This window comes from Paraburkholderia madseniana, from assembly GCF_009690905.1.
Taxonomy (GTDB): Bacteria; Pseudomonadota; Gammaproteobacteria; order Burkholderiales; family Burkholderiaceae; genus Paraburkholderia; species Paraburkholderia madseniana.
The window spans coordinates 29,634-56,056 of record NZ_VOSW01000040.1 but is presented as its reverse complement, the minus strand read 5'-3'; the positions used below and the strand labels follow the sequence as shown (position 1 = coordinate 56,056).

The following is a 26,423-nucleotide window of genomic DNA, read 5'->3' as shown; positions in this document are numbered from 1 at the left end:
GTGGCGCTGGGTGTGGGTTTGCGGTCTTTCGCGTTTACGGCAACAGAATCGTCGAACCCGTGGTGCGGCGCCCTTCAAGATCCGCGTGCGCCTTCCCGACCTCAGCCAGCGCGTAGCGCTGATTGATGCTCGCCTTCACCTTGCCCGACACCAGCACGTCGAACAGCTCCGAGGACATCGCCTCGTAGTCGCTGCGTTTGGCGATATAGGTGAAGAGTGTGGGGCGCGTAAAGAACAGCGAACCGCGTCCTGCAAATTCCGACGAATCGATCGGCGGCAACGGTCCCGAGGCATTGCCGAAGCTCACGAACAATCCAAGAGGCGCAAGGCAATCGAGCGAGCCCGTAAACGTGTCTTTACCGATCGAGTCGTACACCACCGGCACACCCGCGCCGTTGGTGATCTCGCGCACACGCTTGGTGAAGTTTTCGCGCGTGTAGACGATGGGGTGGTCGCAGCCGTGTGCTTTGGCGATCTCGGCTTTCTCGTCGGAGCCGACCGTGCCGATCACCGTTGCGCCGAGCGCCTTCGCCCACTGGCAAACCAGCAGACCGACGCCGCCGGCCGCGGCCTGAATCAGGATTGTGTCACCGGCCTTCACCGGATACGTGCGGCGCAGCAGATATTGCGCGGTCAGCCCTTGCAGCATGACGGAGGCCGCCTGCTCGTCGCTCAATGCGTCCGGCACCTTGACGACTTGCGCCGCCGGCAGCACGCGCGCCTGGGCATAGGCGCCAGGCGGACGCGCCACGTACGCCACGCGATCGCCCGCTTTGAGACCGGTCACGCCTGCGCCGACCGCCGTCACTTCACCGGCCGCTTCCATGCCGAGGCCACCGGGCAACGGCAACGGATACAAACCCGTGCGGAAATACACATCGATATAGTTCAGGCCGACCGCAGTCTGCTTGATGCGAATCTCGCCCGCACCCGGCTCGCCCACTTCGACGTCGACCCATTTCATTACCTCGGGGCCGCCGGTTTTGTCGAAACGGATTGCTTTGACCATCATGTCTCCCTGGTTTGTGGTTTCGATTGATCTTGAAACACCACCGCGTTCGCCTAGACCCGCTGCGTGAAGCGCAAGGTCAGTACGTCGAGAATCATTCGCGCGGTCGAAATATTGGTGGCGCATGGAATGTTGTGAACGTCGCAGGCACGCACCAGCGCGTTGATATCCGGTTCGTGCGGCTGCGGCGTCATCGGGTCGCGCAGGAAGATCACCATGTCCACCCGCCCTTCCGCAAGCTGCGCGCCGATCTGCAGGTCGCCGCCGTGCGGGCCGGACAACATGCGCTCGACCGTGAGGCCATGCGCGTCGCCAATGCGCGTGCCGGTCGTGCCGGTCGCGACGATCTCGCAGCGCCTGAGCGTATCGACGTATTCGCCGGCCAATTTGACGATGTCGTCTTTCTTGTGATCGTGCGCGATCAGCGCAATGCGGGTGCTCATGACGTAAGACTCCTGAAACCGTTGTGATTGTCGTTGTTGTAGTGAAGGTGCTGCTGGTGCGTCAGAACGTACGCGCTCAGAACGTACCGGGGTAGGCGCCGCCGTCCATCAGCCAGTTCTGCCCAGTGATGTAGCCGGCATGCACGCTGCACAGGAACGCACAGGCGCGGCCAAATTCCTCACGCGTGCCGAAACGGCCGGCGGGGATCGTCTTCATGCGCTGCTTGCGCGCGTCGTCGACGGAAATGTGTTGCGCGTTGGCTTGCGCGGTGAAGGTGGTGGCGATGCGGTCGGTGTCGAACAGGCCCGGCAGCAGGCTGTTGATCGTCACGCCCGAGGCGGCTACCTTGCTGCGCGCCAGTCCCGCAATGAAACCGGTCAGCCCCGAGCGCGCACCGTTGGACAAGCCGAGCACGTCGATCGGCGCCTTGACCGCCGAGCTCGTGATGTTGACGATGCGCCCAAAGCCACGCTCGCTCATCCCGTCGATGGTCGCGCGGATCAGCTCGATCGGCGTCAGCATGTTGCTCTCCAGCGCGCGAATCCAGTCTTCGTGCGTGAAGTTGCGGAAGTCGCCCGGCGGCGGGCCGCCCGCGTTGTTAACCAGAATGTCCGGCTGCGGACAGGCGGCAAGCGCCGCGGCGCGTCCTTCGGGCGTGGTGATGTCGCACGCCACCGTTTTCACTTCGACGCCGCTTTGCTTGCGAATCTCGGCGGCGGTCGCCTCCAGCGTCTCAGCCGTGCGCGCGACGATCGTCAGGTTGACGCCTTCGGCTGCCAGCGCTTCCGCGCAGCCGCGCCCCAGACCCTTGCTGGCCGCGCAAACCAGCGCGGTGCGTCCTGCGATTCCCATGTCCATGTGCCTATCCTCATGACGTACTCGTGGCGCGGGGATGGTCCCGCGGTTGCCCAATCGTGGCAAAGAATCCCCCGATTCTAGAAGAATCGGTGCCGGACTGCGCCGGGCCACTGCAATCTCCGGTATCTTCCGGCGCCACTCTTTCGGTAAACTTGCGCCGTGGCGCTCCCGCCTGCCGTTTTCAGGCCGTGCGGAGCGCCAAACCGATCCCTCTAGCCGCCGCTTGCGCCCCCGCCATGACCCAGGACAGCCGTTTCCCCAATCTTTTCATCCTCGATCACCCGCTGATCCAGCACAAGCTGTCGCATATGCGCGACCGGGACACCTCGACTCGCACGTTCCGCGAACTGCTGCGCGAGATCACGCTGCTGATGGGCTACGAGATCACCCGCAATCTGCCGATGACGACGCGCCGCCTCACCACGCCGCTGGTCGAGATCGACGCACCGGTGATCGCCGGCAAAAAACTGGCGATCGTGCCGGTGCTGCGTGCCGGCATCGGCATGTCGGACGGCCTGCTGGAACTGGTGCCGTCGGCGCGCGTGGGCCACATCGGGGTGTATCGCGCCGAAGACCATCGCCCGGTCGAGTATCTGGTGCGCCTGCCGGATCTGGAAGACCGCGTGTTCATTCTGTGCGATCCGATGGTCGCGACCGGTTACTCGGCCGTGCACGCGGTGGACGTGCTCAAGCGCCGCAACGTGGCCGGCGAGAACATCCTGTTCCTCGCGCTGGTGGCCGCGCCGGAAGGCGTGCAGGTGTTCCAGGACGCGCATCCGGACGTCAAGCTGTACGTGGCGTCGCTCGATTCGCACCTGAACGAACACGCGTACATCGTGCCGGGTCTCGGCGACGCAGGCGACCGCCTGTTCGGCACGAAAAACTGACAGCGGGCTGAAGAAAGCAGCGGGGCGGCGCGCGCAACGCGCCGCCACCACTCGATTTGCACGCTACGCCGGCACAATCGACAGTTCGAGACGCTTGCCAAGCGCGGCCAGCGCCGACGCGATGGTGTCGATCTTCGTGACGTGCCCAAGGTCAATGACGCGCTGGATATCCTGTGCACGCGTATGAAGACGCCTCGCCAATTCGGAAGGCGACACCTTTTGCGCGAGCATTTCGTTGAGCAGCAGCACTTTCGCGGCCAGGCTCGCTGGCAGCTCGACCAGTTCTTCGCCCCGTCGCGCTTTTGACGGCAACGGAACTTGCCGCTTGTCTTCGAAGTAAAAGTCCATCGCCGTCGCCAGCGCGTCGGCCGCCATTTCGCGTGCCTCTTCGAGCGTTGCGCCCGAGGTCAACGCCTCCGGAATATCGCGGAAGGAAACGGTAAAGCCAGCTTCGTCTGCTTCGATGCGGGCGGGATAGCGAAACATAGGTAACTCTCCGTGGTCCCTTGACGGGAAAAGTCTGGGCGGTGATGAAGCCCCTTGCGGGGCTTGCCTCTATTTGCATTTCAGTTGCTTAAGAATTGCTTTGCGAAGCGGCTCCGAAATCTCGTGAGCGGGATGCCTCGGCAGTGTGGTCTGCCGACCGTTCAGATACACCTTCAAATGTTTGCTGCCCTGTTCGAAAGTCGCCCCTTGGTCAGCGAGCCAACGTCTGAACTCGCTTTGCTTCACCGGCCCTCCTGTGTTCGTGAACACAGGGCAAAATATAAACAAAAATGTTTATATTCGCAACCACAACGACGACTGCAAAAGATGCGCGACCTACCTGGCGCGACTGAAAGAGGCGCCTGACGCCTACTTTCGCCTCGCCCCCTCTCTGCCGCACCCCTGCGCCGTGATAAAATTCGAATCCGCTCAAAGAGCGGCTCGACTTGCACTGCCACGCGGTGCATCACGCCTTAACGCCGGGTCTGCCGGGACCGGCGCACCTGTGGCGCCGCTGAGCCGCCCGCTGACCGTCCTGCCCCGCCCCAACCGCGCTGCCGACCTTCGGTCCCGCTCGCCGGGTCCGGCCGGGCGCGATCAAGCTGAGGAAAGCCTGACACCGGGCGGTCCGGCGCCGAGCGGTTTGACATCGAGGCGCATGGCCGCAATCAGCAGCGCCGCGCGCCCGACATCGCAACGACAATTGCACTATGCGTGCGCCCCACTGGCGCGCGCGACGGAGAAAAGTATGGCGGGTCATTCGAAATGGGCCAACATCAAGCATAAAAAAGCAGCGGCAGACGCCAAGCGCGGCAAGGTCTGGACGCGGCTCATCAAGGAAATTCAGGTGGCGGCCCGCATGGGTGGCGGCGACATCGACTCGAATCCGCGTCTGCGACTCGCCGTCGAAAAGGCGTACGACGCCAACATGCCGAAAGATAACGTCAACCGTGCGATCCAACGCGGTGTGGGCGGTGTCGATGGCGCAAACTACGAAGAAATCCGCTACGAAGGCTACGGCATCGGCGGCGCGGCGGTGATCGTGGACACCATGACCGACAACCGCACCCGTACGGTAGCGGACGTGCGTCACGCGTTCTCGAAGAACGGCGGCAACATGGGCACGGACGGCTCGGTGTCGTTCATGTTCGATCACGTCGGCCAGTTCCTGTTCGCACCCGGCACGCCGGAAGACAAGCTGATGGAAGCCGCGCTCGAAGCCGGCGCTGAAGACGTCGTCACGAACGAAGACGGCAGTATCGAAGTGCTGTGCCCGCCGAACGATTTCCCGAAGGTGAAGACCGCGCTTGAAGCCGCGGGCTTCAAGGCCGAATTGGCCGAGGTGACAATGAAACCTCAGACGGAAGTCGAATTCACGGGCGACGACGCGGTGAAAATGCAGAAGCTGCTCGACGCGCTGGAGAGTCTGGACGACGTGCAGGAAGTCTATACAAACGCCGCGATCGCCGACGAATGAGCGTGCCCCGGCGGCACACCGCGCGTGGATCTGCACCGAACCACACGCCCGCGCCGCCGGCTAGCACTCGCGTTGCTGCAGAGCGGGCGTTGGTTGGGGCCTTCCGCACCGCCACCACCCGGGTTCGCTATGTGCCCTGCGCCGCTACCTGGCTGCGGGCCCATTGCAAACCTCGCTGTTATTCCACGGCTGAGCGTGATGCTTCAGCCGTTTATGGTTTTTAAGTCTCGGGGATTCACATGAAGTTACTCGTCGTCGGTTCCGGCGGTCGCGAACATGCGCTGGCATGGAAGCTCGCGCAATCGCCGCGGGTTCAGCTCGTCTACGTTGCGCCCGGCAATGGCGGCACCGCCCAGGACGAGCGTCTGCGCAACGTCGACATTACAGATCCGGCCGAACTCGCCGATTTCGTCGAGAAAGAACAGATCGCGTTCACGCTGGTCGGACCGGAAGGGCCGCTCGCCGCGGGCATCGTCAATCTGTTCCGCTCGCGCGGGTTGAAGATTTTCGGGCCGAGCAAGGAAGCCGCGCAGCTCGAAAGCTCGAAAGATTTTGCCAAGGCGTTCATGAAGCGTCACGCGATCCCAACCGCCGAGTACGAAACCTTCGCCGACGTCGCGGCCGCCCACGCGTATCTGGACGCCAAGGGCGCGCCGATCGTGATCAAGGCCGACGGCCTCGCCGCCGGCAAGGGCGTCGTGGTTGCGCAAACGCTGGAAGAAGCACACGCCGCCGTCGACATGATGCTGTCGGACAACAAGCTGGGCGATGCCGGCGCACGCGTCGTGATCGAGGAATTCCTCGCCGGCGAAGAAGCCAGCTTCATCGTGATGGTGGACGGCAAGCATGTGCTGGCGCTCGCTTCGAGCCAGGATCACAAGCGTCTGCTCGACGCCGACCAGGGTCCGAACACCGGCGGCATGGGCGCCTATTCGCCCGCCCCGATCGTCACGCCGCAACTGCATGCACGCGTGATGCGCGAAATCATCCAGCCGACCGTGCGCGGCATGGAGAAAGAAGGCATCCGTTTCACGGGCTTCCTGTACGCCGGCCTGATGATCGACGCGCAAGGCAACCCGAAGACGCTCGAATTCAACTGCCGGATGGGCGACCCGGAAACGCAGCCGATCATGGCGCGTTTGAAAGGCGACTTTTCGAAGGTGGTCGAGCAGGCCATCGCCGGCACGCTCGATACGATCGAACTCGAATGGGACCGCCGTACCGCGCTCGGCGTGGTGCTCGCCGCGTACAACTATCCGGACACGCCGCGCAAGGGTGACCGGATCAGCGATATCCCGGCGGAAACCGGCGATTCGGTCACTTTCCACGCCGGCACCACGCTGGCGGACGGCAAGCTGACCACCTCGGGCGGCCGTGTGCTGTGTGTGGTCGGTCTGGCGGATTCGGTGCGCAGCGCGCAGTCGGTCGCGTACGAGACGATCAACCAGATTTCGTTCGACGGCATGCAATATCGCCGCGACATCGGCTATCGCGCATTGAACCGCAAGCACGACGCCAAGACCGAAGGCAAGCACTAAGCCCGCCCCACTCGCCCGCGTGCGGCGCCAACGGCGCTACACTGCGGGTTTTCGCGGCCATCGCGGCGCCCACCGCTCCATGTGGGCTCACCCCGGTTGATCGGCATTTCACCCGGCGCGAACGACCGTAGCACCGCGCCTTCGCGGGAATGTCCTGACGAAGGCCGGCGCCCGCCCTTCACGAAGAACCCGCGGCACGACGAGCGTGCCGCCCTCAGCATCTGCATTCATGACCGATTCGAGCTATGACGCACAGGCCGTGCGCAGCTGGCTGCAAGGCCTGCAAACGCACATCGCGGACACGCTCGGCGCGTTCGACGGTAAGCCGTTCGCGACCGACGCATGGCAGCGCGCCCCCGGCGAAAAGCTGCGCGGCGGCGGCTACACACGGATTCTGGAAGGCGGCAACTTCTTCGAGCGGGCCGGCATCGGCTTTTCGGACGTAGCAGGCGACGCGTTGCCGGGTTCGGCGAGCGCCGCGCGTCCGCAACTGGCCGGCCGTGGTTTCGAAGCCATGGGCGTTTCGCTCGTGCTGCACCCGCACAATCCGCACTGCCCGACCGTGCATATGAACGTGCGTCTGCTGATCGCGACCAAGGCCGGCGAAGAGCCGGTGTTCTGGTTCGGCGGCGGCATGGATCTGACGCCGTACTACGGCTACGAGGAAGACGCGCAGCATTTCCACCGGGTGTGCCGCGACGCGCTGCAGCCTTATGGCGCGGACCTCTACCCGAGTTTCAAGCGTTGGTGCGACGAGTACTTCTTCCTCAAGCACCGCAATGAACCGCGTGGCATCGGCGGGATTTTCTTCGACGATTTCTCGGCGCCGGGCTTCGATCAATCGTTCGCGATGCTGAAAAGCGTCGGCGAAGGATTCCTCAAAGCGTACATGCCGATCATCGAAAAGCGCCGCAACATTCCGTACGGCGAAGCCGAGCGGGACTTCCAGGCATACCGGCGCGGCCGCTACGTCGAGTTCAATCTGGTCTTCGACCGTGGCACACTGTTTGGGCTGCAGAGCGGCGGACGCACCGAATCGATACTGATGTCGATGCCGCCTGTGGCGAACTGGCGCTACAACTGGCAGCCCGAACCGGGCACGCCGGAAGCGCGCCTTTACAGCGATTTTCTCGTGCCGCGCGAGTGGGTGTGAGGCTTTAAGCCCGCACCGCACACCACGTGACCACGACAAAGGATCTTCACCTGAAGCCGAACGCTCATCCTGTCGCCCTGCCTCGCCGGATTGGACTGCTCGGCGGCACTTTCGATCCGATCCACGACGGCCACCTCGCGCTCGCGCGGCGTTTCGCCGACGTGCTGAAGCTGACCGAGCTGGTGTTGCTGCCGGCCGGCCAGCCGTGGCAGAAAACGGACGTGTCAGCGGCTGTTCACAGACTGGCCATGACCCGTGCCGCCGCCACTGCGTTGGTGCTGCCGGGCGTGACCGTGCGGGTGGCGACCGACGAGATCGAACACGACGGTCCAACCTACACGATCAACACGCTGCAGTTATGGCGTGAACGCGAAGGTCCGAATGCGTCGATTGCGCTTCTGATCGGCGCGGATCAACTGGTGCATCTCGACACATGGCGCGACTGGCGGCGCCTGTTCGAGTTTGCTCACATCTGCGCGGCCACGCGCCCCGGTTTCGACCTCGCATCGATTCCGCCCGTGGTCGCTAAAGAAATCGACGCGCGCCGTGCCCGCGCCGACGTTCTGCAAGCCACCCCCTGCGGCCACTTGCTGATCGATACGACGCTTGCGTTCAACGTCTCGGCCACCGACATTCGCGCGCATCTGCGCGAGCAGGTGACCCAGCGGCTTGCCCTCGCGGGCGGCGAACCGCAAGACAGGAGCCAGGCCCGGGCCGCAAGCCATGTCCCCACTGCGGTGTGGGACTATATTCTTCAACATCATCTGTACCACCGGTAACCCCATGGATATTCGCAAACTGCAACGCGTGATCGTCGACGCTCTCGAAGACGTCAAAGCGCAAGACATCAAGGTGTTCAACACCAGCCACCTGACCGCGCTGTTCGATCGCGTGATCGTCGCCTCCGGCACCTCGAACCGCCAGACCAAGGCGCTCGCTTCGAGCGTGCGCGAGAGCGTCAAGGAAAACGGCGGCGACGTCATCAGCACCGAAGGTGACGACGTCGGCGAATGGGTGCTGGTCGATTGCGGCGACGCGATCGTGCACATCCTGCAACCGGCGCTGCGCCAGTACTACAACCTCGAAGAAATTTGGGGCGACAAGCCGGTGCGCATCAAGCTGTCCACGCCGGATCCGTTCGGCGGCGCGCGCTCGAGCGAACCCGACGACGAGGACGAAGAAGACGAAGCGCCGGCTGTCAAAAAGCCTGCACGCAAGGCGGCGGTACGCCGCAAGTAAGTACGTGGCTGGCAAACCGCTGAAGTCCGCGACGCAAAGTCAGAGCATGCGTGCGCGATTGCAGCGATTGCGTCGTCGATTCCACCCGTCATGAAACTGCACATTCTCGCCGTCGGCCACAAGATGCCCGACTGGATCGCCACCGGCTTCGACGAATACGCGAAGCGCATGCCGCCCGAGCTGCGCATCGAGCTGCGCGAAATCAAGCCCGAGCAGCGTTCGTCAGGGCGTCCGGCCGAAAGCGTGATGGCGGCCGAGCGGCAGAAAATCGAAGCCGCGTTGCCGAAGAACGCGCGCATCGTCGCGCTCGATGAACGCGGCAAGGATTGGACCACGATGCAACTCGCCGGCGCCCTGCCCGGCTGGCAGCAGGACGGCCGCGACGTGGCGTTTCTGATCGGCGGCGCCGATGGGCTCGATCCCGATCTGAAAGCACGCGCCGATATGCTGCTGCGTGTCTCCAGCCTGACGCTGCCGCACGCCATGGTCCGCGTGCTGCTCGCCGAACAGCTTTACCGCGCGTGGACCATCACGCAAAATCACCCCTATCACCGCGTGTGAGCGAACGAGGCGGCTGACGGATCGCGCGTTTGCTGGTCCTGTTGGCTGCGCTGATTGACGCGCCTTGTGGACGCATTTTCAGGCGCGTTTATCGATACGTTGATCGACGTGCTTTTCATCGTGTCCTTAGGCTCGTTCTTCGTCGATTGACTGACACGCTCATCGCGCGCGCCTTGCGCATTGACGCAACCCGCCTCATCGAGACCTGTTCATGCCAACGTCCGCCGATTCGCTGCATCCGTTCGTTTACCTCGCTTCTCAGAGTCCGCGCCGTCAGGAGTTGTTGCAACAACTCGGCGTGCGTTTCGAATTGCTCCTGCCGCGTCCCGATGAAGATGCCGAAGCGCTCGAAGTCGAGCTACCCGGCGAGCGGGCGCGCGACTACGTGCAGCGCGTGTGCATCGCGAAAGCGCACGCAGCGCGCGCGCGTCTCGTGGCAGGCGGCCATGCGGCACGGCCGATCCTGGTTGCCGACACAACCGTCACGATCGACGACGCGATCCTCGGCAAGCCCGTCGACACCGACGATGCCGTCGCAATGCTCACGCGCCTCGCGGGCCGCGATCACGAAGTGCTGACGGCCATCGCGGTGGTCGACGCGGAAGGCACGTTGCTGCCGGCCGCACTATCGGTATCGAAGGTGCGTTTTGCTGCACTGCAAGCGGACGCCGTGCGCCGCTACGCTGCAAGCGGCGAGCCGCTCGGCAAGGCAGGCGCGTATGGCGTACAGGGACGCGCCGCGGAGTTTATCGAGCATATCGACGGGTCCTATTCAGGTATCATGGGTTTGCCGCTTTTTGAAACCGCTGCCCTCCTGCGTGCAGCGCGCATCGACTTCTAAAATAACACCATGAATGAAGAAATCCTGATCAATGTCACGCCGCAGGAAACGCGCGTCGCGCTCGTCCAGCAAGGCGCCGTCCAGGAACTTCACGTCGAACGAACGCTGTCGCGAGGACGCGTCGGCAATGTCTATCTCGGCAAAGTCGTCCGCGTGTTGCCGGGTATGCAATCCGCCTTCATCGACATCGGCCTGGAACGCGCCGCGTTTCTCCACGTAGCGGATATCTGGCATCCGCGCATTGCGGGCGAACCGCAGCATCAAACGCCGCATCAGCCCATCGAGAAAATCGTCTTCGAAGGTCAGACACTGATGGTGCAGGTCGTGAAAGATCCGATCGGCACCAAGGGCGCGAGGCTGTCCACGCAAGTGAGTATCGCCGGGCGCACGCTCGTGTATCTGCCGCAGGAGCCGCACATCGGCATCTCGCAGAAGATCGAGAGCGAAGCCGAACGCGAGGCCGTGCGCGCGCGTCTGACCGCCGTGCTGCCTGCCGATGAAAAAGGCGGCTACATCGTCCGCACCATCGCTGAAGACGCAACCAGCGAAGAATTGGCCGGCGACGTCGCATATCTGCGCAAGACGTGGGCGACCATCATCTCGCAAGGTCAGCGCATGCCGCCGACCAGCCTGCTGTATCAGGATCTGAATCTCGCACAACGTGTGCTGCGCGATTTCGTCAACGACGAGACCTCGCGCATTCAGGTCGACTCACGCGAGACCTATCAGATGCTCGCCGACTTCGCGGCGGAGTTCACGCCGGCGGTGTCGTCGAAGCTGCATCACTACACCGGCGAGCGGCCGCTCTTCGATCTGTACAACATCGAGGCGGAAATCCAGCGCGCATTGTCACGCCGGGTCGATCTGAAATCGGGCGGCTATCTGGTGATCGACCAGACCGAAGCGATGACCACCATCGACGTGAACACCGGCGGCTACGTCGGCGCGCGCAACTTCGACGATACGATCTTCAAGACCAACCTCGAAGCCGCACACACCATCGCGCGGCAATTGCGGCTGCGTAATCTGGGCGGCGTGATCATCATCGACTTCATCGATATGGAGAACGTCGAGCATCGCGATCAGGTGCTTGGTGAGTTGAAGAAGGCGTTGTCGCGCGATCGCACGCGCGTGACCGTGAATGGTTTCTCGCAGCTTGGACTCGTGGAGATGACGCGCAAACGTACGCGTGAATCGTTGGCGCATGTGCTGTGCGAGCCCTGCCCGGTTTGTCAGGGCAAGGGACAGGTCAAGACGTCACGCACGGTGTGCTACGACGTGCTGCGCGAGATTCTGCGCGAGTCGCGGCAGTTCAATCCGCGCGAGTTTCGCGTGGTGGCGTCGCAGCAGGTGATCGATCTTTTCCTTGAGGAAGAATCGCAGCATCTGGCGATGCTGATCGATTTCATCGGCAAGCCGGTGTCGTTGCAGGTGGAGTCGAATTTGAGCCAGGAGCAGTACGATATAGTCTTGATGTAAATCATCAAATTCTCTGCATCAATGACCGGTTGACCGAGTTCGAAACCCTGAAATTTGCGATATAGCGGCGCAAGCGCGTGGCCGGCGCAAGAGGCGCGGCGCGCCAAGGCGCACGCTTGACGGCGCCGTGCGCCAAATCGATCGCTTTGAGATTTGAGCCCCGCTCCGGCGGGGTTTTGCCGTTCTGCCGTCGCTGCATCAATGCTTATGGTGAATCAAGTCACTAAGATGATGCTCTTTGAACCAATGGGTTAGCCGCTCCTGGTTGCTGGATGCGGCCCATATCCCGGCGCCACATATAGCAGCGATAATCCCAATCAAAATAGCCAACGTTAAATCAGACATGGCGGCCTCCCTATCAGGTTGCGACCATGCTTATATGTTAGGCGATGATCCCTCAATTCTCCTACATTGCAGGAACAGCCAACAGCGGTGACGGTCCGATTGTCACGAACAGCCGCGGCGGCCAGACATGACTCCGAGACTTCTGCCGTGACTTCTACCAACTATTGAATTCCCCGGTATCAATGCCGGTCACTCGCGTAAATGGCGAGTGCAACGTCAAGGCAAACGTTGCTGCAATGGCAGTGTCGAGCCATTCGACGAATCCGGTTCACCCCTGTCCGTCACCGTCCTTGAACGCGAATGACGCAGCAATCAGAATGAGCCCACTCCAAAGAAACACCTGGCCGAATATTCCGCTTGTTCCAAAACCGCCGCCGACCATCGCGGCGCTCACGTAGTAAAAGAGCGTGCTCATCTTGATTCCCTGGGGGAACCCCCGACACGTTTCGTTTCACCCACTATACCGCGCGGCGGCCAGATCAATGCCTCCAATCCGCCTCCAGGCGCTAGGCTCGTCGTCGTATAGCCCATCATGTGCGTCCATGACCGGCCTCGCGCCTCAGTGTCGAACCGGCTCAAGGCGCAGCTTCTTAGGCCAACGCAATCGATAGAACGCAGTTGCGCAAACGGTAATCGTCGCCGGGAGAGCCATAGGCATTGTCGTCAGCAATGTCATCGCTCCGCGAGCGTCTCCCGGCCCTCAATTTCCTCATTGACGCCGTTCGGACCAGGCGCGTATAACCATCCCATTGGATGTTATTTGGATGGCATATGGATGCCGAGCGAACGCCGAACGGAATAGAAATGGCCAACCTCAAACTCGTCGACACCTCCCGCCCCAAAGGCGGCGAGACCGAAAAGATCACCATCAATCTCGGCCCAATCGACCTGGGCCAGATCGACCTGCTCGTCGAAGAAGGCTTTTACTCGAACCGCACCGACCTGATCCGTACGGCGATTCGCAACCAGCTAGCCGTACACGCGCAGGTCGTCACGGAAACGGTGACCCGGCGCGCGCTGGTGCTCGGCCTGCAACACTTCTCGAAGCAGGACCTCGAAGCCGCTCAAGCCGCAAATGAACGACTGGACATTCACGTGCTCGGCCTCGCCAGCATCGCAGCCGATGTGCCGCCGGAACTCGCGGCGGCCACGATCGCATCGGTGGCGGTGCTCGGCGCATTTCACGCGTCGCCAGCGGTCAAGGCGGCGCTCGCCGGACGCATCAGGTAGGCGCGCCCGGCATGGCTGATTTTTGTTTGAAGCCATGCTGAAGGCCGTGAAACTCATCGCCTGACCCCGTCACGCGCAATGCAAGTCAACGCAGTAACTCACACTCATGAAAATGAATGAAGATTTCCTGAAGTCGATGAAAGAAGCCTTCGACCTGCTACGCACCAAGGGGCCGAAGGAAGCGACCGCTGCAGTCCAGCGCGCACTCGCAGGCAGCAAGGCCAAAGCAGGCAATGCGCAAACGCCGCCCATGCCGCAGAGTGCCAACGAATGGGCACAAGCGTGGACACAGGCGCAATCTCACGCCAACACCACGCCGCACGCCCCTGCCGAGCGCACTTTCGACGCTGACACCCCCGGCACCTTCAGCACCCACACCTTCAGCAATAGCGCGGGCCAACGCCAATACAAGCTCTACGTACCAGCCGTCTACAAGAGCAAACCGTTGCCGCTAATCGTGATGCTGCACGGCTGCACGCAAAACGCCGACGACTTCGCGGCCGGCACGCGCATGAACGAAATGGCCGAGCGTAATGGCTTCATCGTCGTGTATCCGAATCAATCGCAAGCAGCCAATCCTTCGACTTGCTGGAACTGGTTCAAGCCTGCCGACCAGCAGCGCGATCAGGGCGAACCATCGTTGATCGCCGGCATCACGCGTGAGGTGATGGCGCGTTATCGCGTCGATCCGGCGCGGGTGTATGTGGCGGGTCTGTCGGCAGGTGGCGCCATGGCGGACGTCATGCTGAAAACCTCGCCCGACCTGTACGCCGCGGCCTGCGTGCATTCCGGCCTCGCCTACGGAAGCGCGAAAGGTCTGCCTTCGGCGCTCGCCGCGATGAAAGGCGGCAAAGCGCATCGCAGCCACTCGCACGTCGAACCGCAACGCCCGCTCATCGTGTTTCATGGCGATGCGGACACGACGGTGCATCCTTCGAACGCTACTGCGCTCGTAGCGGGCTTCGACGCCGGCGTCACGACACTCAGCCCGCTGTCGCACACCGCAGGCACAGCGAGCGGTCAGCGAGGCTGCACGGTGCAACGACTCGTCGCGGCAAATGGTGTCGAAGCGGAGTACTGGTCGATCCGAGGCGCGGGCCACGCATGGGCAGGCGGCAGTCAGCGCGGCACGTACACGGACCCATCCGGCCCCGATGCGACGGCCGAAATGCTGCGCTTCTTCCTCGCCCATCCGCGCGCGTCAGGCGCACATAAAGCTCCATTCAACTGACGAATCATTTTGACGAAAACGCTGTACATCCTGCCGCAAAGGTATAAAGTGGCTCATGTTGCAGCGCAGCAAAACCACTGTGCCGCGTCGACCTGCCGTCTCGCGTGAGACCTGGCCTCCGAAATCCTTTGGGCGCCTGCCCCGGGTCACTTTGGAGATCACTTATGCACAGCCCCGCGATCGAACATAGCGCCGCCTTCGGCCAACGCACTTTCAACATCTTCACCGACCTGCAGCTCGATGGGCTGGCGTGTCTGCAAAAGCTCGGCGAGCTCAATCTCGCGGCACTGAAGGCAACCGTCACCGAAAGCAAGAGCGCATTGTCGGCCGGCCAGTTCAACACCGCGCCGTTCGCCGGCGTGTCCGATTTGCAGCAGCAACTGGTTCAACGCACCTTGTCGTACGCGCAGCACGTCAAGGAAATTGACGCGCAATTCACCGCAGCGTTGACCAAGGCAGGTGAATCACTGCGCGAAGAGTTCGGCGCTAATGTGGCGCAACTCGGTTCGGGCTTCGGCCAAACCACGCCGTTCAGCTCGGATAGCGCATTCGGGGCAATGCAATCCGTGATGGCTTCGATGATTCATTCGAGCAATGTGGTGCAGGACAGCATCAAGCGTGCGTCCGGTATGGCCGGCACAGCGATCACCACCGCAGACGACGCAGCAAAATAAGTCTCACGTCGTAACGCGAGCAGACGAAAAGGGGCCAATCGGCCCCTTTCTCTTGTCCGGGTAGCTTTGGCGACACGCGTCTTGCGCGAAGTACGACGCGCTGCGGCGCCTGCGGGATGGCGACTTCAAGTTGGCAGCGGAATTGCCGACGTCAACCGGTGCCCAACGGCTTCAGCAAATTGCCCAACGCCGCGACGGTGATGGGTCGCGAGAACCAGAATCCTTGTGCCTCGTCACAGCCGAGCGCTTCCAGTTGCGCGGCCTGTTCGGCCGTCTCCACACCTTCGGCCGTCACCCGCAGCTTCAACGCATGGGCCATGGCGATAATGGCGCCGACGAGCGCCGCGCACTGCGGATCGGTACTCATGCGCATCACAAACGAGCGATCGATTTTCAGGCGATTCAGCGGAAAGCGCGTGAGATAAGCGAGACTCGAATAGCCGGTGCCAAAGTCATCCACCGCGACTTCAACGCCCAATTCGCGCAACGCATGCAGCGTCTGCAATGCCTGTTCGGTGTCGCCCAGCAGCACGCCCTCGGTGATTTCCAATTCAAGGTACGAAGGGTCGAGCGCGGCATCTTCGAGCGCCTCGCGGATCGTCTCGAACAGATTGTGCCGCTGGAACTGCTGCGGGGACACGTTCACCGCAACCCGTGGCAAGGTGCCGGTGAGCCGCAGCAATTTGCCGGCGTCGCGGCACGCGGTACGGATCACCCACTCGCCGATCTGCTCGATCAGGCCCGACTCTTCAGCGATCGGCACGAACTCGACCGGACTGATCAACCCACGCTGCGGATGATTCCAGCGCAGCAGCGTCTCCACTTGCGCGATGCGGCCATTGGAAAGCGTCACCTGCGGCTGATACACGAGATGCAGTTGCTGACGCTCGAGCGCTTCGCGCAGCATCGTCTCCAGTTCGAAGCGGCGCGCCGCCTGACCTTCGAGCGCGGTGGAAAAACGCCGCACCGCATTGCCGTTGACAGCCGATGCCGCCGACAACGCCACGCCCGCGCGACGCATCAGTGTCGGTGCATCGGCGCCGTCCGCAGGATAGGCGACGACGCCGATACTCGCCGTGATGTTCAGCGCGGTGCCCGCGTAGTCGATCGATTCGGCGATGCGGCCCAGTGCCTCAGCCGCAAAAGCATCGGCCGCCGCGCCGGTTTCATTGATCAGCAGCGCGAATTGCGTGCCACCGATCGAGGCGATCGTACCGTCGTGGGGGAACAGACCGCGCAGCCGTTCGCCGACGATCTGCAACACCAGTTCGGCCGCATGCAAACCGAGCGCATCGCGCAGCTTGCGCAAATGATCGAGTTCGGCGATCAACACGGTAAAACCACTGCCGCTGCGCTGACAGCGCGCAATCGTCAACTCGAGGCGTTCGGTGAAAAGTGTCTGATTGGGCAGACGGGTCACGCCGTCGTGATGCGAGACGTACCACAGGCGTGCCTCGGACTGCGCGTAGCGCGTCATGTCGATGGCAATGCCGACATAGCGGGCGGGCCCCGTGGTTACACCGCCAGGATGTGCCGGCTCGGCGGCGAGCGGCGCCAGCGCGAACACCACGCGAATTGGGGTGCCGTTGCGCCGCATGTAGGTCCATTCACCTTCATAGCGCGAGCCTAGCGCCGACAGCGGCGGCAATTCGGCGCGCCGCCTCGCGAGTTCGGCCGGGTCGTGCAAGGACTCAAAGGTGCGCCGGCCGATCAATTCTTCGGCGGTAAAGCCGGTCAGCTTCTCGAGAGCTGCGTTGACGGAGTCGAACGTGCCGTCGGCCGTGCAGATGAACATGCCGTAGGGCGCCGCCGCAAGCGCGGCGTCGCGTGTGCGCGCTTCGGCGTAGGGGTGAGCTTGCATCGCGCCGGCCTTTGATTTTCCTGGGTGTTAAAAGCGAATGAGGAAAGCGGGTGAGCTTTCTTCCTGACGCGCACGGCGCAACCGGCAAACCCGGCGGTTTCGGTCCGATCCGCCGGGTAACGTTCGTATGATAGCGGCTTTCCTGGCCGGGTCCACCGCACCGGCCGCACGTTCCTCGCCGCAATCGTTTCCCTCGGTGTATTCCCCGATTCCGGCAGCCGCATGCCCGTCATCGAGCACATCATAAAGCGCTCGCTATTACCGGGATACCCCGCGTCCCATGACTCAACGTACACCGGCCTTCGACGCCTTCGCACAGGGCTTCGCCGGATTGACGACCGCTATATCCATCGATATATTTCGCTCGCGATCCTTAGATAAAAAACCGCTGCCCCACTGCATGGATCCGCACGAAACAGGGTCCCGCTTTTCATGTCCAAGGAAGTCATCGATTCGCACCTTCTCAAGGTGCTGCACACGCTTCTGACCGAATCGAGCGTGTCGCGCACCGCAACGTTGCTCGGACAATCGCAGCCGACCGTCAGCGTGGCGCTGCGCAAACTGCGCGACATGACCGGCGATCCGCTGCTGGTGCGCAGCGGCAGCCGGATGGTTCTCACCGCGCACGCGCTCACGCTGATCGAACCCACGGCGCAGGCGCTGAACAATATCGCGGCCATTCTGCATCCCACCACGTCGTTCAATCCGGCCACCACCAGCCAGACCTTTCGGATCGGCTCGCCGGATTATCTCGATGCGTTCTTCGTCCCCGCCGTGGTCGATGCGTTTCATCGCGAAGCGCCCGGTGCGAAGCTCGAGTTCAGGCATCTGATGATGGTGGACGGCGGCTACGAACACGGCCTGGAAAGCGGCTTTCTCGATCTGGTGATCGGCAACTGGAGCACGCCACCGGAGCATCTACATTTGCAGCCGCTGTGCAAGGACGAACTGGTGTGTCTGATGCGCAACGGTCACCCCGTCAAGCCGGGGCGGCTTAGCAAGCCCGTCTACGAAGAGGCGGAACATCTGGCGGTGATGACGTACAACACGACGTCGTGGGGCACGGTCGATGTCGAACTCGCGCGCAATGGCCTGTCGCGCACCGTCACTACGACTCTGCCCTACTTCGGCATGGCGCCCTACGTTTTAGCGCGTTCCAATCTGCTGTTCACCACCACGCGTGCGCTCGCCACGCACTACACCAAGATGCTGCCGCTGCGTATCGAGCCGATTCCCGGCGAGCCGCAGGCGCTCACCTACTATCAACTCTGGCACGACCGCACGCATCGCAGCGTCGCCGCGATCTGGCTGCGCAGGCTGATCGCCAACGTCGCGAAAGATCTGGTTTCCTAAGCGTTCGCCGTCGGCACGCACTTCTTTCAAGCAGATAAAAAAAACGCCGCAGGCAGAGCTTGCGGCGCGAATGCGATCATCGGATGTGTTGCAGGTGACAGGCCCTTAAAACACCGAGCGATCACAAAGTGAGGTCGGTCAGACGGAAGATTGTTATGGGTTAGCTAGTCGCTAATGGCCCCTCTGTCATGGCCTTGATCAAGGCGGCCTTGCCCTCGATCGCCGCGCCGAGCAAGGCGAAGCCCAACGGACGCTCGCTGGTGGCATGCCGGCACACGGCGCGCGCCGCGTGTTTCGCAGCGTCGCCGGCGGTTTCGATCGACCATGCGCCCTCGCCCTCGGGCGCCACGACGACGGCGGGACTCGCGGGCGTCTTCACGGTAATCGGCATCACCGGGAAGGCGACGCGGGTCGGCTGCCCGGCCAGGGTGCGAGCGAGCGCTCGTGCGGCGTGCATGATCGGCAGGACATACGGCTGCACTTTGCCGTCGATCGCGGCACAGTCGCCGAGTGCGTAGATATCCGGTGCACTGGTGCGGCACCACGCATCGGTTCGAATGCCCTGATCGATCTCAAGACCCGCAGCAGCGGCCAACGCCGTACGCGGCACGAGGCCGACCGCCGACACGACCAGATCCGCGACGATCGGCTCGCCTTCGGCGAACGTCAGCCGGTAACCGTCCGACAGGCGGTCGATCCGATCCACACTGCGGCCAGGATGAAAACGGATGCCGCCATCGTCAAGCGCGCGGGCGAAAATCTCGCCCACGTCTTGCGGGAGCAAGCGCGCCAGCGGCGTCGAAGCCGGATCGATCAGACTGACCGCATAACCGGCGGCTGCCAGATCGTTGGCAAACTCGCAGCCGATCAGACCCGCGCCCAGAATCGCCACCGAGCGGCAACGCGTGAGCGCCAACCTGAAGCGCGCGTAATCGCCGAGGTCGTTGATCGACATCACATCGGCCGCGCCATCACCCGCCACCTTCAGGCGCCGTGGGTCCGCGCCCGTGGCCAGCACCAGCTTGCTGTAGCCGAGCAACGCATTGTCGACCACCAGCGTGTGCTCGGCCGGCAAAATGCGCTCCACACGCTGATTGACACGAATCCACGCGCCCAGTTGCGCCGCCATCGCCATGGCGTCGAAACTCGCCAACGCCTGCGGCTCTTTCTTCATCGCCAGTGCATTCGACAACATCGGCTTCGAATAGAAGCTGCCGTCGTCGCGGCTGATCATCACGATCGGCACCGTGCTATCGAGCTTGCGCAATTCACGCGCAACCGTATAGCCCGCCATGCCCGTGCCGACGATCACCACCGGCTGTCCTTTGTCCTCATGCTGAGCGGCCGTCATGCGATCACCTGCATTTCAAAGTCGTGCTTGCCGGTCGCGCAGTCCGGGCACAACCAGTCGTCCGGTACATCTTCCCAACGCGTGCCCGGCGCAATGCCCGCTTCCGGCAGACCTAGTGCTTCGTCATAGCGAAAGCCGCAGATCACGCATTCCCATACTTTCATGACTTCTCTCCCGAATCACCAATCACCCATCACGAACGCGCACCGCGAACTAGCGCACATAGGCCTGGCCAAGGCCGATCTCGGCCAACGCCCGACGGTAGGCACCCGACGAACGGTCGGCGAGAATCGGTGCTTCCGCCGCGCGGTCGATCGGCAGATCTTCCGGGCGCTGCTGTTCGACGATCGCACGATCTTCTTCGAACACCTGACGGTTGAACGCGTAGACGTCCTCGAGCGGCAAATCCTTGTCAAAGTTGCGCACGATCGGAACGAACAGACGCGTCTTGCGCGCGGACACCGGGCTCGCGGCATTCAGGATCGACAGGCGGCCATTTTCGGGAAAGTGCACGGTCAGGCGCGCAAAGAACGGCACATCCACGTCGAAGAAGCGGTGCCACAGATAACCCTCAGGCGCGCGATGCTGCATCGATTTCGGGAAGTTGCTGACCGTGCTTACGTACTCCGCGTGCATGCCGCGCTCACGCCGTTCGACCGAATACTGCGGCACCACCGGGTTATGCCGGTCGGCAAAACTGTCGTGGTGAATCCACGCGAAATGCGCGACGTCGATGAAGCCTTCGGTCTGACGTCCCGCCGAAGCGTTGATGTCGATCGAGGGCGGCAGGATCTGCTGGAAGTCGGGATCGTCCCAGTTGGGAAATGTAGGCAATGCTTCGGTGCCGCCACCCAGCGAGACCCACACGAGGCCGTAAGCTTCCTGCGTCGCATACGTGACGAGATGCAAGCGCTCGGGAATCGGGCCGTCCGTTTGCGACGGAATGTGCTTGCACTTGCCGTCGTTGCCGTACGCGAGGCCGTGATACGGGCACACGATATTGCCGTTATCGACCCATCCCTGGCTGAGCGGCGCGCCGCGATGTGGACAGATATCGCGCGCGCTCACCAGTTGGCCGTTCGAGCGGAATACGACCAGAGGCTCGTCGAGCAGCGTCACGCTGATGGGTTTGTCGGTCACGTCGGCGGCGAACGCCACCGGATGCCAGTAGCGGCTGAGAATCTCCCAGTCGTGGCTATCGAAGGTGCAATTGCGGGGTAAAGCGGGGGAACGTTGGAATGTCAGCGGCCTGGTGGTGGCGGCGGTGGCAGTAGCGGTGGCGGAACTCATGCATGTCTCCAAAACCTGGTGGGGGTTCGTCGCGCTCATGTGTTTTCTTGAGCGCGTGGAGAGAACGATAGCGGGACGAGGTCCGCCGACCCATCCCCTGAAATGCATCTAGTCTATGTATGAAAAGGCATAGGGTGCCACCGCACCACTGGATCAGCTCTGCCTGAAACGCCTAGGATGCGCGCGGCAGCGCGGCTTCGATAAACACCGCGCACAGCGCTTCCATGCCCTTCGCGTCTTCTTCATCGAAGCGCGCGACGACCGGGCTGTCGACATCCCACACGCCGATCAGCGTGCCGTCCGGTGCCACCAGCGGCACGACGATTTCCGATTGCGACGCCGAATCGCAGGCGATATGACCGGGGAATTCATGCACGTCGCGCACCACTTGCGTCTGACGGGTTTGGGCTGCCGTACCGCACACGCCCTTGCCGAGCGCAATGCGCACGCAGGCGGGCTTGCCCTGGAAGGGCCCGACCACCAGTTCGCGGCCGTCGTGAAAGTAGAAACCGGCCCAGTTCAGATCGCTCAGGGAATGGAACACGAACGCGGAGAAATTCGCCGCGTTGGCGATCCAGTCGGTTTCGTCGGCGAGCAGCGCGCGCGCCTGGGCGACCAGTTCTTCGTATTGCGCGGCCTTGGGGAGATGCGAGGCGGAGGAGACTTCGAACATGACGGCGTCCGTAATGAAAGCGGAAAGAGGAACAGCGAGGCGTGCAGTTTAAATCAAGCCGCCGTTTCCTTCACGGCACGCCGCGCTGCGCATGCTGCCCTCTTTCCGTTCGATCTACGTGCGACCTGACAGCGTTGTCCAGACGCCAAGCCTGCGAACAACGCCATGCATCGATCGTTATTCGACGCCGATGATCACGCTCGATGCCTTGAAGATCGCCGTCGCCGCTTTGCCGCTCGCGAGGCCGAGGCGGTCGACGCTTTCATTGGTGATGATCGCAGCGATCTGCGCGCCGCCCGCGCTGATGGTCACTTCCGAATTCACCGCGCCCTTGGTCACCGCCGACACGGTACCGGCGATGCAATTGCGTGCCGACACCTGGCTCTTCGCCACGTCGACCATCACGATCACCGACGACGCCTTGACCAGCGCAAAGGCCTTCTTGCCGGCAGCGAGGCCGAGCGACGTCGCGCTGCCGTGCGTGATGATCGCGACGATCTCAAGACCGTCCTGGGTGCGCAACGTGACTTCGTCGTTCACGGCACCGTGTTTGACTTCGGCGACTTCGCCGGCGAATTGATTGCGTGCGCTGGTTTGCATGTTGTTCTCCTGGTTGTGGAGCCTCGTGAAAGACGCTTCGAGGCGATGTGTCGAGTATAAAGAAACGCCCGGCCTGGACGGCCGCTTGCGCGTGAAGTGCGGTATGGCACAGGCGCTATTGACGATTCGAACCTCAATGAAACCACATAAACGTTGGGTAAATACACTCATGGCGCCGCAAACGCACAATGCCCCGCCCGTCGCGCGACACCGTATCATCGTGCCCTTGGACCATCACCGTCGAACTCCATGCCTGTCGCCGTCCTGCCCCGCTTTGCCGCACGCTTGGTCACTCGCGTGGCCGCCCGATTGCCGCACGCCCGCCGTGCCGCCACGCTATGCGCCGCCCTCGCAGCCGCCGCTACCTTCGCCGCCTGCAGCAATCCGTCGCCGACCCGCGACGCTCACGCGAGCGTCGACACGGTCGCACTGTTCCCGATCGCCAATTACGACCAGAACGTCGATCACTGGCTAGAACCGGACAGCCCCGGCTACGACCGGCCGTTCCTGAACCCGGCGGATCAGCAGGCGCACTTCAGCGCTCTCTACGCGCGCTATTTCGGCACCGGCACGACCGCGCCGTCTCCATGGAATTCCGCTTACGTGGCGATGCGCGTCTATCGCCAGCAAGGCGCGGACATTGTCGCGCTGCAGCAGCGCCGCATCGACAAGTTCGACAACACCGGCAAGAGCGGCGCGGCGCTCGGCTATGGCGAGAATTTCCGGCCGCACGACAAGGCGTGGATCGAAGCGATCGCGCAAAACATGAACGTCGGCCAGTTCACGCAGGCGGCCGCCTACCAGCCCGAGCGCCGCGCGATCGCCACCAGCAACCTGATGGTGCGCGAACTGCCGACCATGGACCCGTCGTTCTACGATCACCGCCTTGCCGGCGAAGGCTATCCTTTCGACAACCTGCAGATCTCCGCAGTACGTCCAGGCACGCCGCTGTATGTGCTGGGCAGCAGCATCGACGGCGCGTGGCGCTATGTGCAGACGCCCGACGTGCAAGGCTGGGTGCGCAGCGAAGGCGTCGGCCTGACTGACGACACCTTCGTCGACACGTGGCGCGCCGCCACCGCGAAGTCGCTGGGCGCCGTAATAGTCGCTTCGGCGCCGGTGCGCGACAGCCGCGGCGTGTTCCGCTTCGACGCGCCCGCCGGCACGCTGCTGCCGCTCGCCCCGGACCACGCGACGCGGCCCGCACCACATGCAAATCAACCCGCGAGCGAAGCCACCGACGCCCCCGCCTCCCGCAAACTCTTCGTCCCGGCCCGCGATGTGGACGGCCACGCGGTCATCCGCACCGCCCAACTGAGCGATGCCCAGATTGCCCCGATGCCGCTCGCCGCCACCCCGCGGCATCTGGCGATGTTGATGAAAACGCTGATCGGTCGGCCGTACGGCTGGGGCAATAGCGGCCTCTACAACGACTGTTCGTCGGAGCTGCAAAGCATCTTCGCGGCGTTCGGCGTGTGGCTGCCGCGCCATTCGTCGACGCAGATGCGCGCCGGACGCATGATCGATCTGTCCGCGTCGACGCCGGCACAACGGCTCGACTACCTCGCTCAGCACGGTGAACCGTTGCGCACGCTGATCTACATTGGCGGCCATGTGATGCTGTACATCGGCAACACGACCCGCAACGGCAGCGCGGTGCCGGTGGTCTACCAGGATGTGTGGGGCTTGCGTCCGGCCGACAATAGCCGGCGCGCGGTGATCGGCGGCTCGGTGATCCTGCCGCTGTTCGAGCACATCCCGGAAGATGCGACCTTGCAATCGCTTGCGGCGACCCCGACGTTCCAGATCAGCATCCTCGGCGCGCCGGGCGGTGGCGCGGCGACGCCGGCGACCCCTTCCACACCCGCCGCGCCACCGGACGACGACAATCCAGCCGGCTGAGGCACCGTATCGCACCGCACGGGCGTGCTTAAAAAATATTTTTCCCGGAGTGTCGATTCAACGGTGCTGCGCTCGTCGTAACGTTGAAGGCCTGGCTCACGCAGCCGGTCTTTCAACTCACGAACCTGTTACTTCAAGGAGTCGCCGTCATGTCCAGCGCCGCTGTCAAACCGATCCCGGACGGGATGCACTCGCTTACCCCGTATCTGATTTGCGCCAACGCCGCGGAAGCCATCGCGTTCTACACCAAGGCTTTCAACGCCGTCGAGGAATACCGCCTGCCCGGGCCGGGCGGCAAAGTGATGCACGCCAGCCTGAAGATCGGCGACTCCACGCTGATGCTGACCGACGAATGGCCCGACCACAACGCACTGGGCCCGAACGCGCTGAAAGGCACGCCGGTCACGATTCATTACTACGTGGAAGACGTCGACGCCAGTTTCAAGCAGGCCGTCGAGGCCGGCGCGACCGTCGCCATGCCGCTTGCCGACATGTTCTGGGGCGACCGCTACGGCCAGTTGAAGGACCCGTTCGGCCACAGTTGGTCGCTCGCCACGCACAAGCGCGACCTGACCCCGGAACAGATTCAGGAAGGCATGCAAGGCGCGGGGTGCGGCGCGCAATAAGCCGCGGCCCTTCGATCTTTGATAGGATCGGTCTCGACCCATAAACGGCGGGACATGAACGGTGCGCGTCAACCATCAGGCTTTCTTCTGCTCGCTGTTTGTCGCGCGTCTCGCCGATCAGGTCCTGCTGTTCCTCGTTCCACTCGTCGTGTTTCAGACGACGCACCAGGTCTCGTGGTCAGGTCTCGCGTTTTTTATCGAAACCCTGCCGCGTTACCTGGTCTTTCCCTTCTTCGGCGCCTTGTGCGACCGGATCTCGCCGCTCAAGCTGATGCGCGTGAGCCAGACCGTGCGAGCACTGGTGTGTTTCGGCGGCGTGCTGGCGTATGTGCTGTTTGGCGGCATCGGCTGGTTGATCGCGCTGTCGGCATTGTGCGGTGTACTCACAAGCCAGGGGCTGGTCGCTCGCGAAGTGATGCTGCCGCAAATCTTCAGCACTCAGCAATTCCAGCGTGTCCTCGCCTACTCGCAGTTGGCCGACCAGTTGGGTTTCGTACTCGGCCCGATGCTGGCCGCACTGCTGCTCGGCTTGTGGCGCTGGGAGTGGGTGGTCGGCGCAACGGGCGTGCTGTTTCTGCTTGCCGATGCGGCGCTGATGCTGTGGCAACACACCAGCGGTTTCCGCGCCGGTGATCCACCTCCCACTGCGCCGGGTCACTGGACGATGCCCCTGCGCATCGCGCTGCGCCATGTGCTGGTACTGCCCGGCCTGAAAAAAGTCGTGCTGCTCGCCGCAGCCGAAAATCTGGTGATCGGCGTGACGCTCGCGACATCCGCTGCGATGGTGACCGGCTTTCACGCGCAATCGAACCGCTACTATGCCGGCCTGCAAACCGCAGGCGCCGTGGCGACGGTGCTGATTCTCCTGACGATCGCGCGTAACACCTGGCCTGCGCAGACACTCGGCCGGGTCGCGTTCATTTCAATCTGTGCCGGCGGCGTGATCGCCGGCGCGAGTGCGGCGCCCTGGGGCTATGCACTCGGCTTCCTGCTGATTGTCGGCTTCGACAAGATGTTCAATGTCTACATCCGCAGCGCAAGGCAGAAAATCATTCCGCCCGAGGACTACGGCAAGACAACCGGCGCGGTGATCCTGTTGAACAACATGACGCAACCACTCGCCGGTTTGCTGGTCGGGGTGTTTTCGGCGCGCGCACAGACCGGCTTGCTGATCGTGGCGCTTTCAGTGGCGATGGGCTGCATCGGCGTGGCGGTGTCGCTCGGCTCGGCGCTGTTGCGACGCAAGCGCGCGCTCGCGCTTGGTGAATGAAGCCGCGCACGCCTGGTCGGCCGAAATTGCCCGTGCTTTGCGCAC

Annotated in this window: 28 protein-coding genes; 16 read left to right on the top strand and 12 right to left on the bottom strand. The window is 63.0% G+C overall.

All coding sequences use genetic code 11. The annotated features are described in order from the left end of the window. Nucleotides 1-34: 34 nt before the first annotated feature. From FSO04_RS21460 to FSO04_RS21450, 3 genes are all read right to left on the bottom strand, one after another. On the bottom strand, nucleotides 35-1,009 hold the full coding sequence (locus FSO04_RS21460; RefSeq protein WP_154562281.1) for a quinone oxidoreductase family protein: 975 nt from the start codon (nucleotides 1,007-1,009) through the stop codon (nucleotides 35-37). Nucleotides 1,010-1,062: 53 nt separating this feature from the next. Then, nucleotides 1,063-1,452, bottom strand: a complete 390-nt coding sequence (locus FSO04_RS21455; RefSeq protein WP_154562241.1) for a methylglyoxal synthase — start codon at nucleotides 1,450-1,452, stop codon at nucleotides 1,063-1,065. Nucleotides 1,453-1,528: 76 nt separating this feature from the next. Beyond that, nucleotides 1,529-2,311, bottom strand: coding sequence for an SDR family oxidoreductase (locus FSO04_RS21450; RefSeq protein WP_154562239.1), 783 nt, complete (start codon nucleotides 2,309-2,311; stop codon nucleotides 1,529-1,531). A 236-nt stretch (nucleotides 2,312-2,547) separates the two neighbouring features. Here FSO04_RS21450 and upp point away from each other — a divergent pair, with 236 nt between their 5' ends. Then, nucleotides 2,548-3,198, top strand: a complete 651-nt coding sequence (gene upp, locus FSO04_RS21445) for a uracil phosphoribosyltransferase (protein ID WP_011487457.1) — start codon at nucleotides 2,548-2,550, stop codon at nucleotides 3,196-3,198. 63 nt (nucleotides 3,199-3,261) lie between these two features. On the opposite strand, the gene FSO04_RS21440 is transcribed toward upp, so the two are convergent. Together FSO04_RS21440 and FSO04_RS21435 are read right to left on the bottom strand one after the other, a co-directional pair. Next, nucleotides 3,262-3,684 carry a type II toxin-antitoxin system HicB family antitoxin gene (locus FSO04_RS21440; protein ID WP_154562237.1) on the bottom strand — a complete coding sequence of 141 codons (423 nt, stop codon included), beginning with the start codon at nucleotides 3,682-3,684 and terminating at the stop codon, nucleotides 3,262-3,264. Nucleotides 3,685-3,753: 69 nt separating this feature from the next. After that, complete coding sequence (locus FSO04_RS21435) at nucleotides 3,754-3,930, bottom strand: type II toxin-antitoxin system HicA family toxin (RefSeq protein ID WP_168435775.1); 177 nt, start codon at nucleotides 3,928-3,930, stop codon at nucleotides 3,754-3,756. A 502-nt stretch (nucleotides 3,931-4,432) separates the two neighbouring features. Here FSO04_RS21435 and FSO04_RS21430 point away from each other — a divergent pair. The 8 genes from FSO04_RS21430 (at nucleotide 4,433) to rng (ending at nucleotide 11,972) form a co-directional block, all read left to right on the top strand. After that, a complete protein-coding gene (locus tag FSO04_RS21430; protein ID WP_054035139.1) occupies nucleotides 4,433-5,161 on the top strand; it encodes a YebC/PmpR family DNA-binding transcriptional regulator in 729 nt (242 codons plus the stop codon). Nucleotides 5,162-5,400: 239 nt separating this feature from the next. After that, nucleotides 5,401-6,699, top strand: coding sequence for a phosphoribosylamine--glycine ligase (gene purD, locus FSO04_RS21425; RefSeq protein ID WP_154562233.1), 1,299 nt, complete (start codon nucleotides 5,401-5,403; stop codon nucleotides 6,697-6,699). Nucleotides 6,700-6,928: 229 nt separating this feature from the next. After that, complete coding sequence (gene hemF, locus FSO04_RS21420) at nucleotides 6,929-7,852, top strand: oxygen-dependent coproporphyrinogen oxidase (protein ID WP_154562231.1); 924 nt, start codon at nucleotides 6,929-6,931, stop codon at nucleotides 7,850-7,852. Between the two features lie 26 nt (nucleotides 7,853-7,878). Continuing rightward, nucleotides 7,879-8,631 carry a nicotinate-nucleotide adenylyltransferase gene (locus tag FSO04_RS21415; protein ID WP_168435774.1) on the top strand — a complete coding sequence of 251 codons (753 nt, stop codon included), beginning with the start codon at nucleotides 7,879-7,881 and terminating at the stop codon, nucleotides 8,629-8,631. 4 nt (nucleotides 8,632-8,635) lie between these two features. After that, complete coding sequence (rsfS, locus tag FSO04_RS21410) at nucleotides 8,636-9,091, top strand: ribosome silencing factor (protein ID WP_154562229.1); 456 nt, start codon at nucleotides 8,636-8,638, stop codon at nucleotides 9,089-9,091. Nucleotides 9,092-9,181: 90 nt separating this feature from the next. Continuing rightward, nucleotides 9,182-9,652 (top strand): 23S rRNA (pseudouridine(1915)-N(3))-methyltransferase RlmH, encoded by a 471-nt coding sequence (rlmH, locus tag FSO04_RS21405; RefSeq protein ID WP_093639533.1) that lies wholly within the window; start codon nucleotides 9,182-9,184, stop codon nucleotides 9,650-9,652. 211 nt (nucleotides 9,653-9,863) lie between these two features. After that, complete coding sequence (locus tag FSO04_RS21400) at nucleotides 9,864-10,493, top strand: Maf family protein (protein ID WP_154562227.1); 630 nt, start codon at nucleotides 9,864-9,866, stop codon at nucleotides 10,491-10,493. Between the two features lie 9 nt (nucleotides 10,494-10,502). After that, complete coding sequence (gene rng / locus FSO04_RS21395) at nucleotides 10,503-11,972, top strand: ribonuclease G (protein ID WP_154562225.1); 1,470 nt, start codon at nucleotides 10,503-10,505, stop codon at nucleotides 11,970-11,972. Nucleotides 11,973-12,585: 613 nt separating this feature from the next. On the opposite strand, the gene FSO04_RS21390 is transcribed toward rng, so the two are convergent. After that, on the bottom strand, nucleotides 12,586-12,732 hold the full coding sequence (locus FSO04_RS21390) for a hypothetical protein (protein WP_154562223.1): 147 nt from the start codon (nucleotides 12,730-12,732) through the stop codon (nucleotides 12,586-12,588). A gap of 389 nt (nucleotides 12,733-13,121) precedes the next feature. On the opposite strand from FSO04_RS21390, the gene FSO04_RS21385 reads away from it, so the two are divergent. From FSO04_RS21385 to FSO04_RS21375, 3 genes are all read left to right on the top strand, one after another. Next, entirely contained in the window at nucleotides 13,122-13,547 is a 426-nt protein-coding gene (locus tag FSO04_RS21385; RefSeq protein ID WP_154562221.1) for a CopG family transcriptional regulator, read from the top strand. Nucleotides 13,548-13,653: 106 nt separating this feature from the next. Next, nucleotides 13,654-14,778 (top strand): extracellular catalytic domain type 1 short-chain-length polyhydroxyalkanoate depolymerase, encoded by a 1,125-nt coding sequence (locus FSO04_RS21380; RefSeq protein WP_154562219.1) that lies wholly within the window; start codon nucleotides 13,654-13,656, stop codon nucleotides 14,776-14,778. A 164-nt stretch (nucleotides 14,779-14,942) separates the two neighbouring features. Next, nucleotides 14,943-15,452, top strand: a complete 510-nt coding sequence (locus FSO04_RS21375) for a phasin family protein (RefSeq protein WP_154562217.1) — start codon at nucleotides 14,943-14,945, stop codon at nucleotides 15,450-15,452. A gap of 151 nt (nucleotides 15,453-15,603) precedes the next feature. Here FSO04_RS21375 and FSO04_RS21370 read toward each other — a convergent pair whose 3' ends face one another. Next, nucleotides 15,604-17,313 (bottom strand): putative bifunctional diguanylate cyclase/phosphodiesterase, encoded by a 1,710-nt coding sequence (locus FSO04_RS21370; protein ID WP_154562215.1) that lies wholly within the window; start codon nucleotides 17,311-17,313, stop codon nucleotides 15,604-15,606. Nucleotides 17,314-17,745: 432 nt separating this feature from the next. Here FSO04_RS21370 and FSO04_RS21365 point away from each other — a divergent pair, with 432 nt between their 5' ends. After that, the gene (locus FSO04_RS21365) at nucleotides 17,746-18,666 is read left to right on the top strand and encodes a LysR family transcriptional regulator (RefSeq protein ID WP_154562213.1); all 921 of its coding nucleotides are present in this window, start codon (nucleotides 17,746-17,748) and stop codon (nucleotides 18,664-18,666) included. Nucleotides 18,667-18,826: 160 nt separating this feature from the next. On the opposite strand, the gene FSO04_RS21360 is transcribed toward FSO04_RS21365, so the two are convergent. From FSO04_RS21360 to FSO04_RS21340, 5 genes are all read right to left on the bottom strand, one after another. After that, nucleotides 18,827-20,017 carry an NAD(P)/FAD-dependent oxidoreductase gene (locus FSO04_RS21360; RefSeq protein WP_154562211.1) on the bottom strand — a complete coding sequence of 397 codons (1,191 nt, stop codon included), beginning with the start codon at nucleotides 20,015-20,017 and terminating at the stop codon, nucleotides 18,827-18,829. Beyond that, a complete protein-coding gene (locus FSO04_RS21355; RefSeq protein WP_093639504.1) occupies nucleotides 20,014-20,181 on the bottom strand; it encodes a rubredoxin in 168 nt (55 codons plus the stop codon). The genes FSO04_RS21360 and FSO04_RS21355 overlap by 4 nt, the downstream gene beginning before the upstream one ends. Before the next feature lie 49 nt (nucleotides 20,182-20,230). Beyond that, nucleotides 20,231-21,307 (bottom strand): aromatic ring-hydroxylating oxygenase subunit alpha, encoded by a 1,077-nt coding sequence (locus tag FSO04_RS21350; protein ID WP_154562209.1) that lies wholly within the window; start codon nucleotides 21,305-21,307, stop codon nucleotides 20,231-20,233. Between the two features lie 172 nt (nucleotides 21,308-21,479). Further along, nucleotides 21,480-21,980 carry a GAF domain-containing protein gene (locus FSO04_RS21345; protein ID WP_154562207.1) on the bottom strand — a complete coding sequence of 167 codons (501 nt, stop codon included), beginning with the start codon at nucleotides 21,978-21,980 and terminating at the stop codon, nucleotides 21,480-21,482. A 177-nt stretch (nucleotides 21,981-22,157) separates the two neighbouring features. Then, the gene (locus FSO04_RS21340) at nucleotides 22,158-22,580 is read right to left on the bottom strand and encodes a TOBE domain-containing protein (RefSeq protein WP_154562205.1); all 423 of its coding nucleotides are present in this window, start codon (nucleotides 22,578-22,580) and stop codon (nucleotides 22,158-22,160) included. A gap of 249 nt (nucleotides 22,581-22,829) precedes the next feature. On the opposite strand from FSO04_RS21340, the gene FSO04_RS21335 reads away from it, so the two are divergent. The 3 genes from FSO04_RS21335 to FSO04_RS21325 all read left to right on the top strand — a co-directional run bounded on the left by FSO04_RS21335 (nucleotide 22,830) and on the right by FSO04_RS21325 (nucleotide 26,378). After that, nucleotides 22,830-24,482 carry an SH3 domain-containing C40 family peptidase gene (locus FSO04_RS21335; protein WP_154562203.1) on the top strand — a complete coding sequence of 551 codons (1,653 nt, stop codon included), beginning with the start codon at nucleotides 22,830-22,832 and terminating at the stop codon, nucleotides 24,480-24,482. 149 nt (nucleotides 24,483-24,631) lie between these two features. Further along, a complete protein-coding gene (locus tag FSO04_RS21330; protein WP_154562201.1) occupies nucleotides 24,632-25,108 on the top strand; it encodes a VOC family protein in 477 nt (158 codons plus the stop codon). 61 nt (nucleotides 25,109-25,169) lie between these two features. Further along, nucleotides 25,170-26,378, top strand: a complete 1,209-nt coding sequence (locus FSO04_RS21325) for an MFS transporter (protein ID WP_168435773.1) — start codon at nucleotides 25,170-25,172, stop codon at nucleotides 26,376-26,378. Nucleotides 26,379-26,423: the final 45 nt, after the last annotated feature.

What these genes read in the sequence shown, in the direction of transcription:
- rlmH (WP_093639533.1), top strand. Translation starts at nt 9,182, where the DNA reads ATGAAACTGCACATTCTCGCCGTCGGCCACAAGATGCCCGACTGGATC.
- FSO04_RS21450 (WP_154562239.1), bottom strand. Translation starts at nt 2,311, where the DNA reads ATGGACATGGGAATCGCAGGACGCACCGCGCTGGTTTGCGCGGCCAGC.
- FSO04_RS21440 (WP_154562237.1), bottom strand. Translation starts at nt 3,684, where the DNA reads ATGTTTCGCTATCCCGCCCGCATCGAAGCAGACGAAGCTGGCTTTACC.
- FSO04_RS21375 (WP_154562217.1), top strand. Translation starts at nt 14,943, where the DNA reads ATGCACAGCCCCGCGATCGAACATAGCGCCGCCTTCGGCCAACGCACT.
- rsfS (WP_154562229.1), top strand. Translation starts at nt 8,636, where the DNA reads ATGGATATTCGCAAACTGCAACGCGTGATCGTCGACGCTCTCGAAGAC.
- FSO04_RS21370 (WP_154562215.1), bottom strand. Translation starts at nt 17,313, where the DNA reads ATGCAAGCTCACCCCTACGCCGAAGCGCGCACACGCGACGCCGCGCTT.
- FSO04_RS21365 (WP_154562213.1), top strand. Translation starts at nt 17,746, where the DNA reads ATGTCCAAGGAAGTCATCGATTCGCACCTTCTCAAGGTGCTGCACACG.
- FSO04_RS21460 (WP_154562281.1), bottom strand. Translation starts at nt 1,009, where the DNA reads ATGGTCAAAGCAATCCGTTTCGACAAAACCGGCGGCCCCGAGGTAATG.
- FSO04_RS21455 (WP_154562241.1), bottom strand. Translation starts at nt 1,452, where the DNA reads ATGAGCACCCGCATTGCGCTGATCGCGCACGATCACAAGAAAGACGAC.
- FSO04_RS21330 (WP_154562201.1), top strand. Translation starts at nt 24,632, where the DNA reads ATGTCCAGCGCCGCTGTCAAACCGATCCCGGACGGGATGCACTCGCTT.
- upp (WP_011487457.1), top strand. Translation starts at nt 2,548, where the DNA reads ATGACCCAGGACAGCCGTTTCCCCAATCTTTTCATCCTCGATCACCCG.
- FSO04_RS21360 (WP_154562211.1), bottom strand. Translation starts at nt 20,017, where the DNA reads ATGACGGCCGCTCAGCATGAGGACAAAGGACAGCCGGTGGTGATCGTC.
- FSO04_RS21345 (WP_154562207.1), bottom strand. Translation starts at nt 21,980, where the DNA reads ATGTTCGAAGTCTCCTCCGCCTCGCATCTCCCCAAGGCCGCGCAATAC.
- purD (WP_154562233.1), top strand. Translation starts at nt 5,401, where the DNA reads ATGAAGTTACTCGTCGTCGGTTCCGGCGGTCGCGAACATGCGCTGGCA.
- FSO04_RS21400 (WP_154562227.1), top strand. Translation starts at nt 9,864, where the DNA reads ATGCCAACGTCCGCCGATTCGCTGCATCCGTTCGTTTACCTCGCTTCT.
- FSO04_RS21350 (WP_154562209.1), bottom strand. Translation starts at nt 21,307, where the DNA reads ATGAGTTCCGCCACCGCTACTGCCACCGCCGCCACCACCAGGCCGCTG.
- FSO04_RS21355 (WP_093639504.1), bottom strand. Translation starts at nt 20,181, where the DNA reads ATGAAAGTATGGGAATGCGTGATCTGCGGCTTTCGCTATGACGAAGCA.
- FSO04_RS21340 (WP_154562205.1), bottom strand. Translation starts at nt 22,580, where the DNA reads ATGCAAACCAGCGCACGCAATCAATTCGCCGGCGAAGTCGCCGAAGTC.
- FSO04_RS21335 (WP_154562203.1), top strand. Translation starts at nt 22,830, where the DNA reads ATGCCTGTCGCCGTCCTGCCCCGCTTTGCCGCACGCTTGGTCACTCGC.
- rng (WP_154562225.1), top strand. Translation starts at nt 10,503, where the DNA reads ATGAATGAAGAAATCCTGATCAATGTCACGCCGCAGGAAACGCGCGTC.
- FSO04_RS21385 (WP_154562221.1), top strand. Translation starts at nt 13,122, where the DNA reads ATGGCCAACCTCAAACTCGTCGACACCTCCCGCCCCAAAGGCGGCGAG.
- FSO04_RS21380 (WP_154562219.1), top strand. Translation starts at nt 13,654, where the DNA reads ATGAAAATGAATGAAGATTTCCTGAAGTCGATGAAAGAAGCCTTCGAC.
- FSO04_RS21430 (WP_054035139.1), top strand. Translation starts at nt 4,433, where the DNA reads ATGGCGGGTCATTCGAAATGGGCCAACATCAAGCATAAAAAAGCAGCG.
- FSO04_RS21390 (WP_154562223.1), bottom strand. Translation starts at nt 12,732, where the DNA reads ATGAGCACGCTCTTTTACTACGTGAGCGCCGCGATGGTCGGCGGCGGT.
- hemF (WP_154562231.1), top strand. Translation starts at nt 6,929, where the DNA reads ATGACCGATTCGAGCTATGACGCACAGGCCGTGCGCAGCTGGCTGCAA.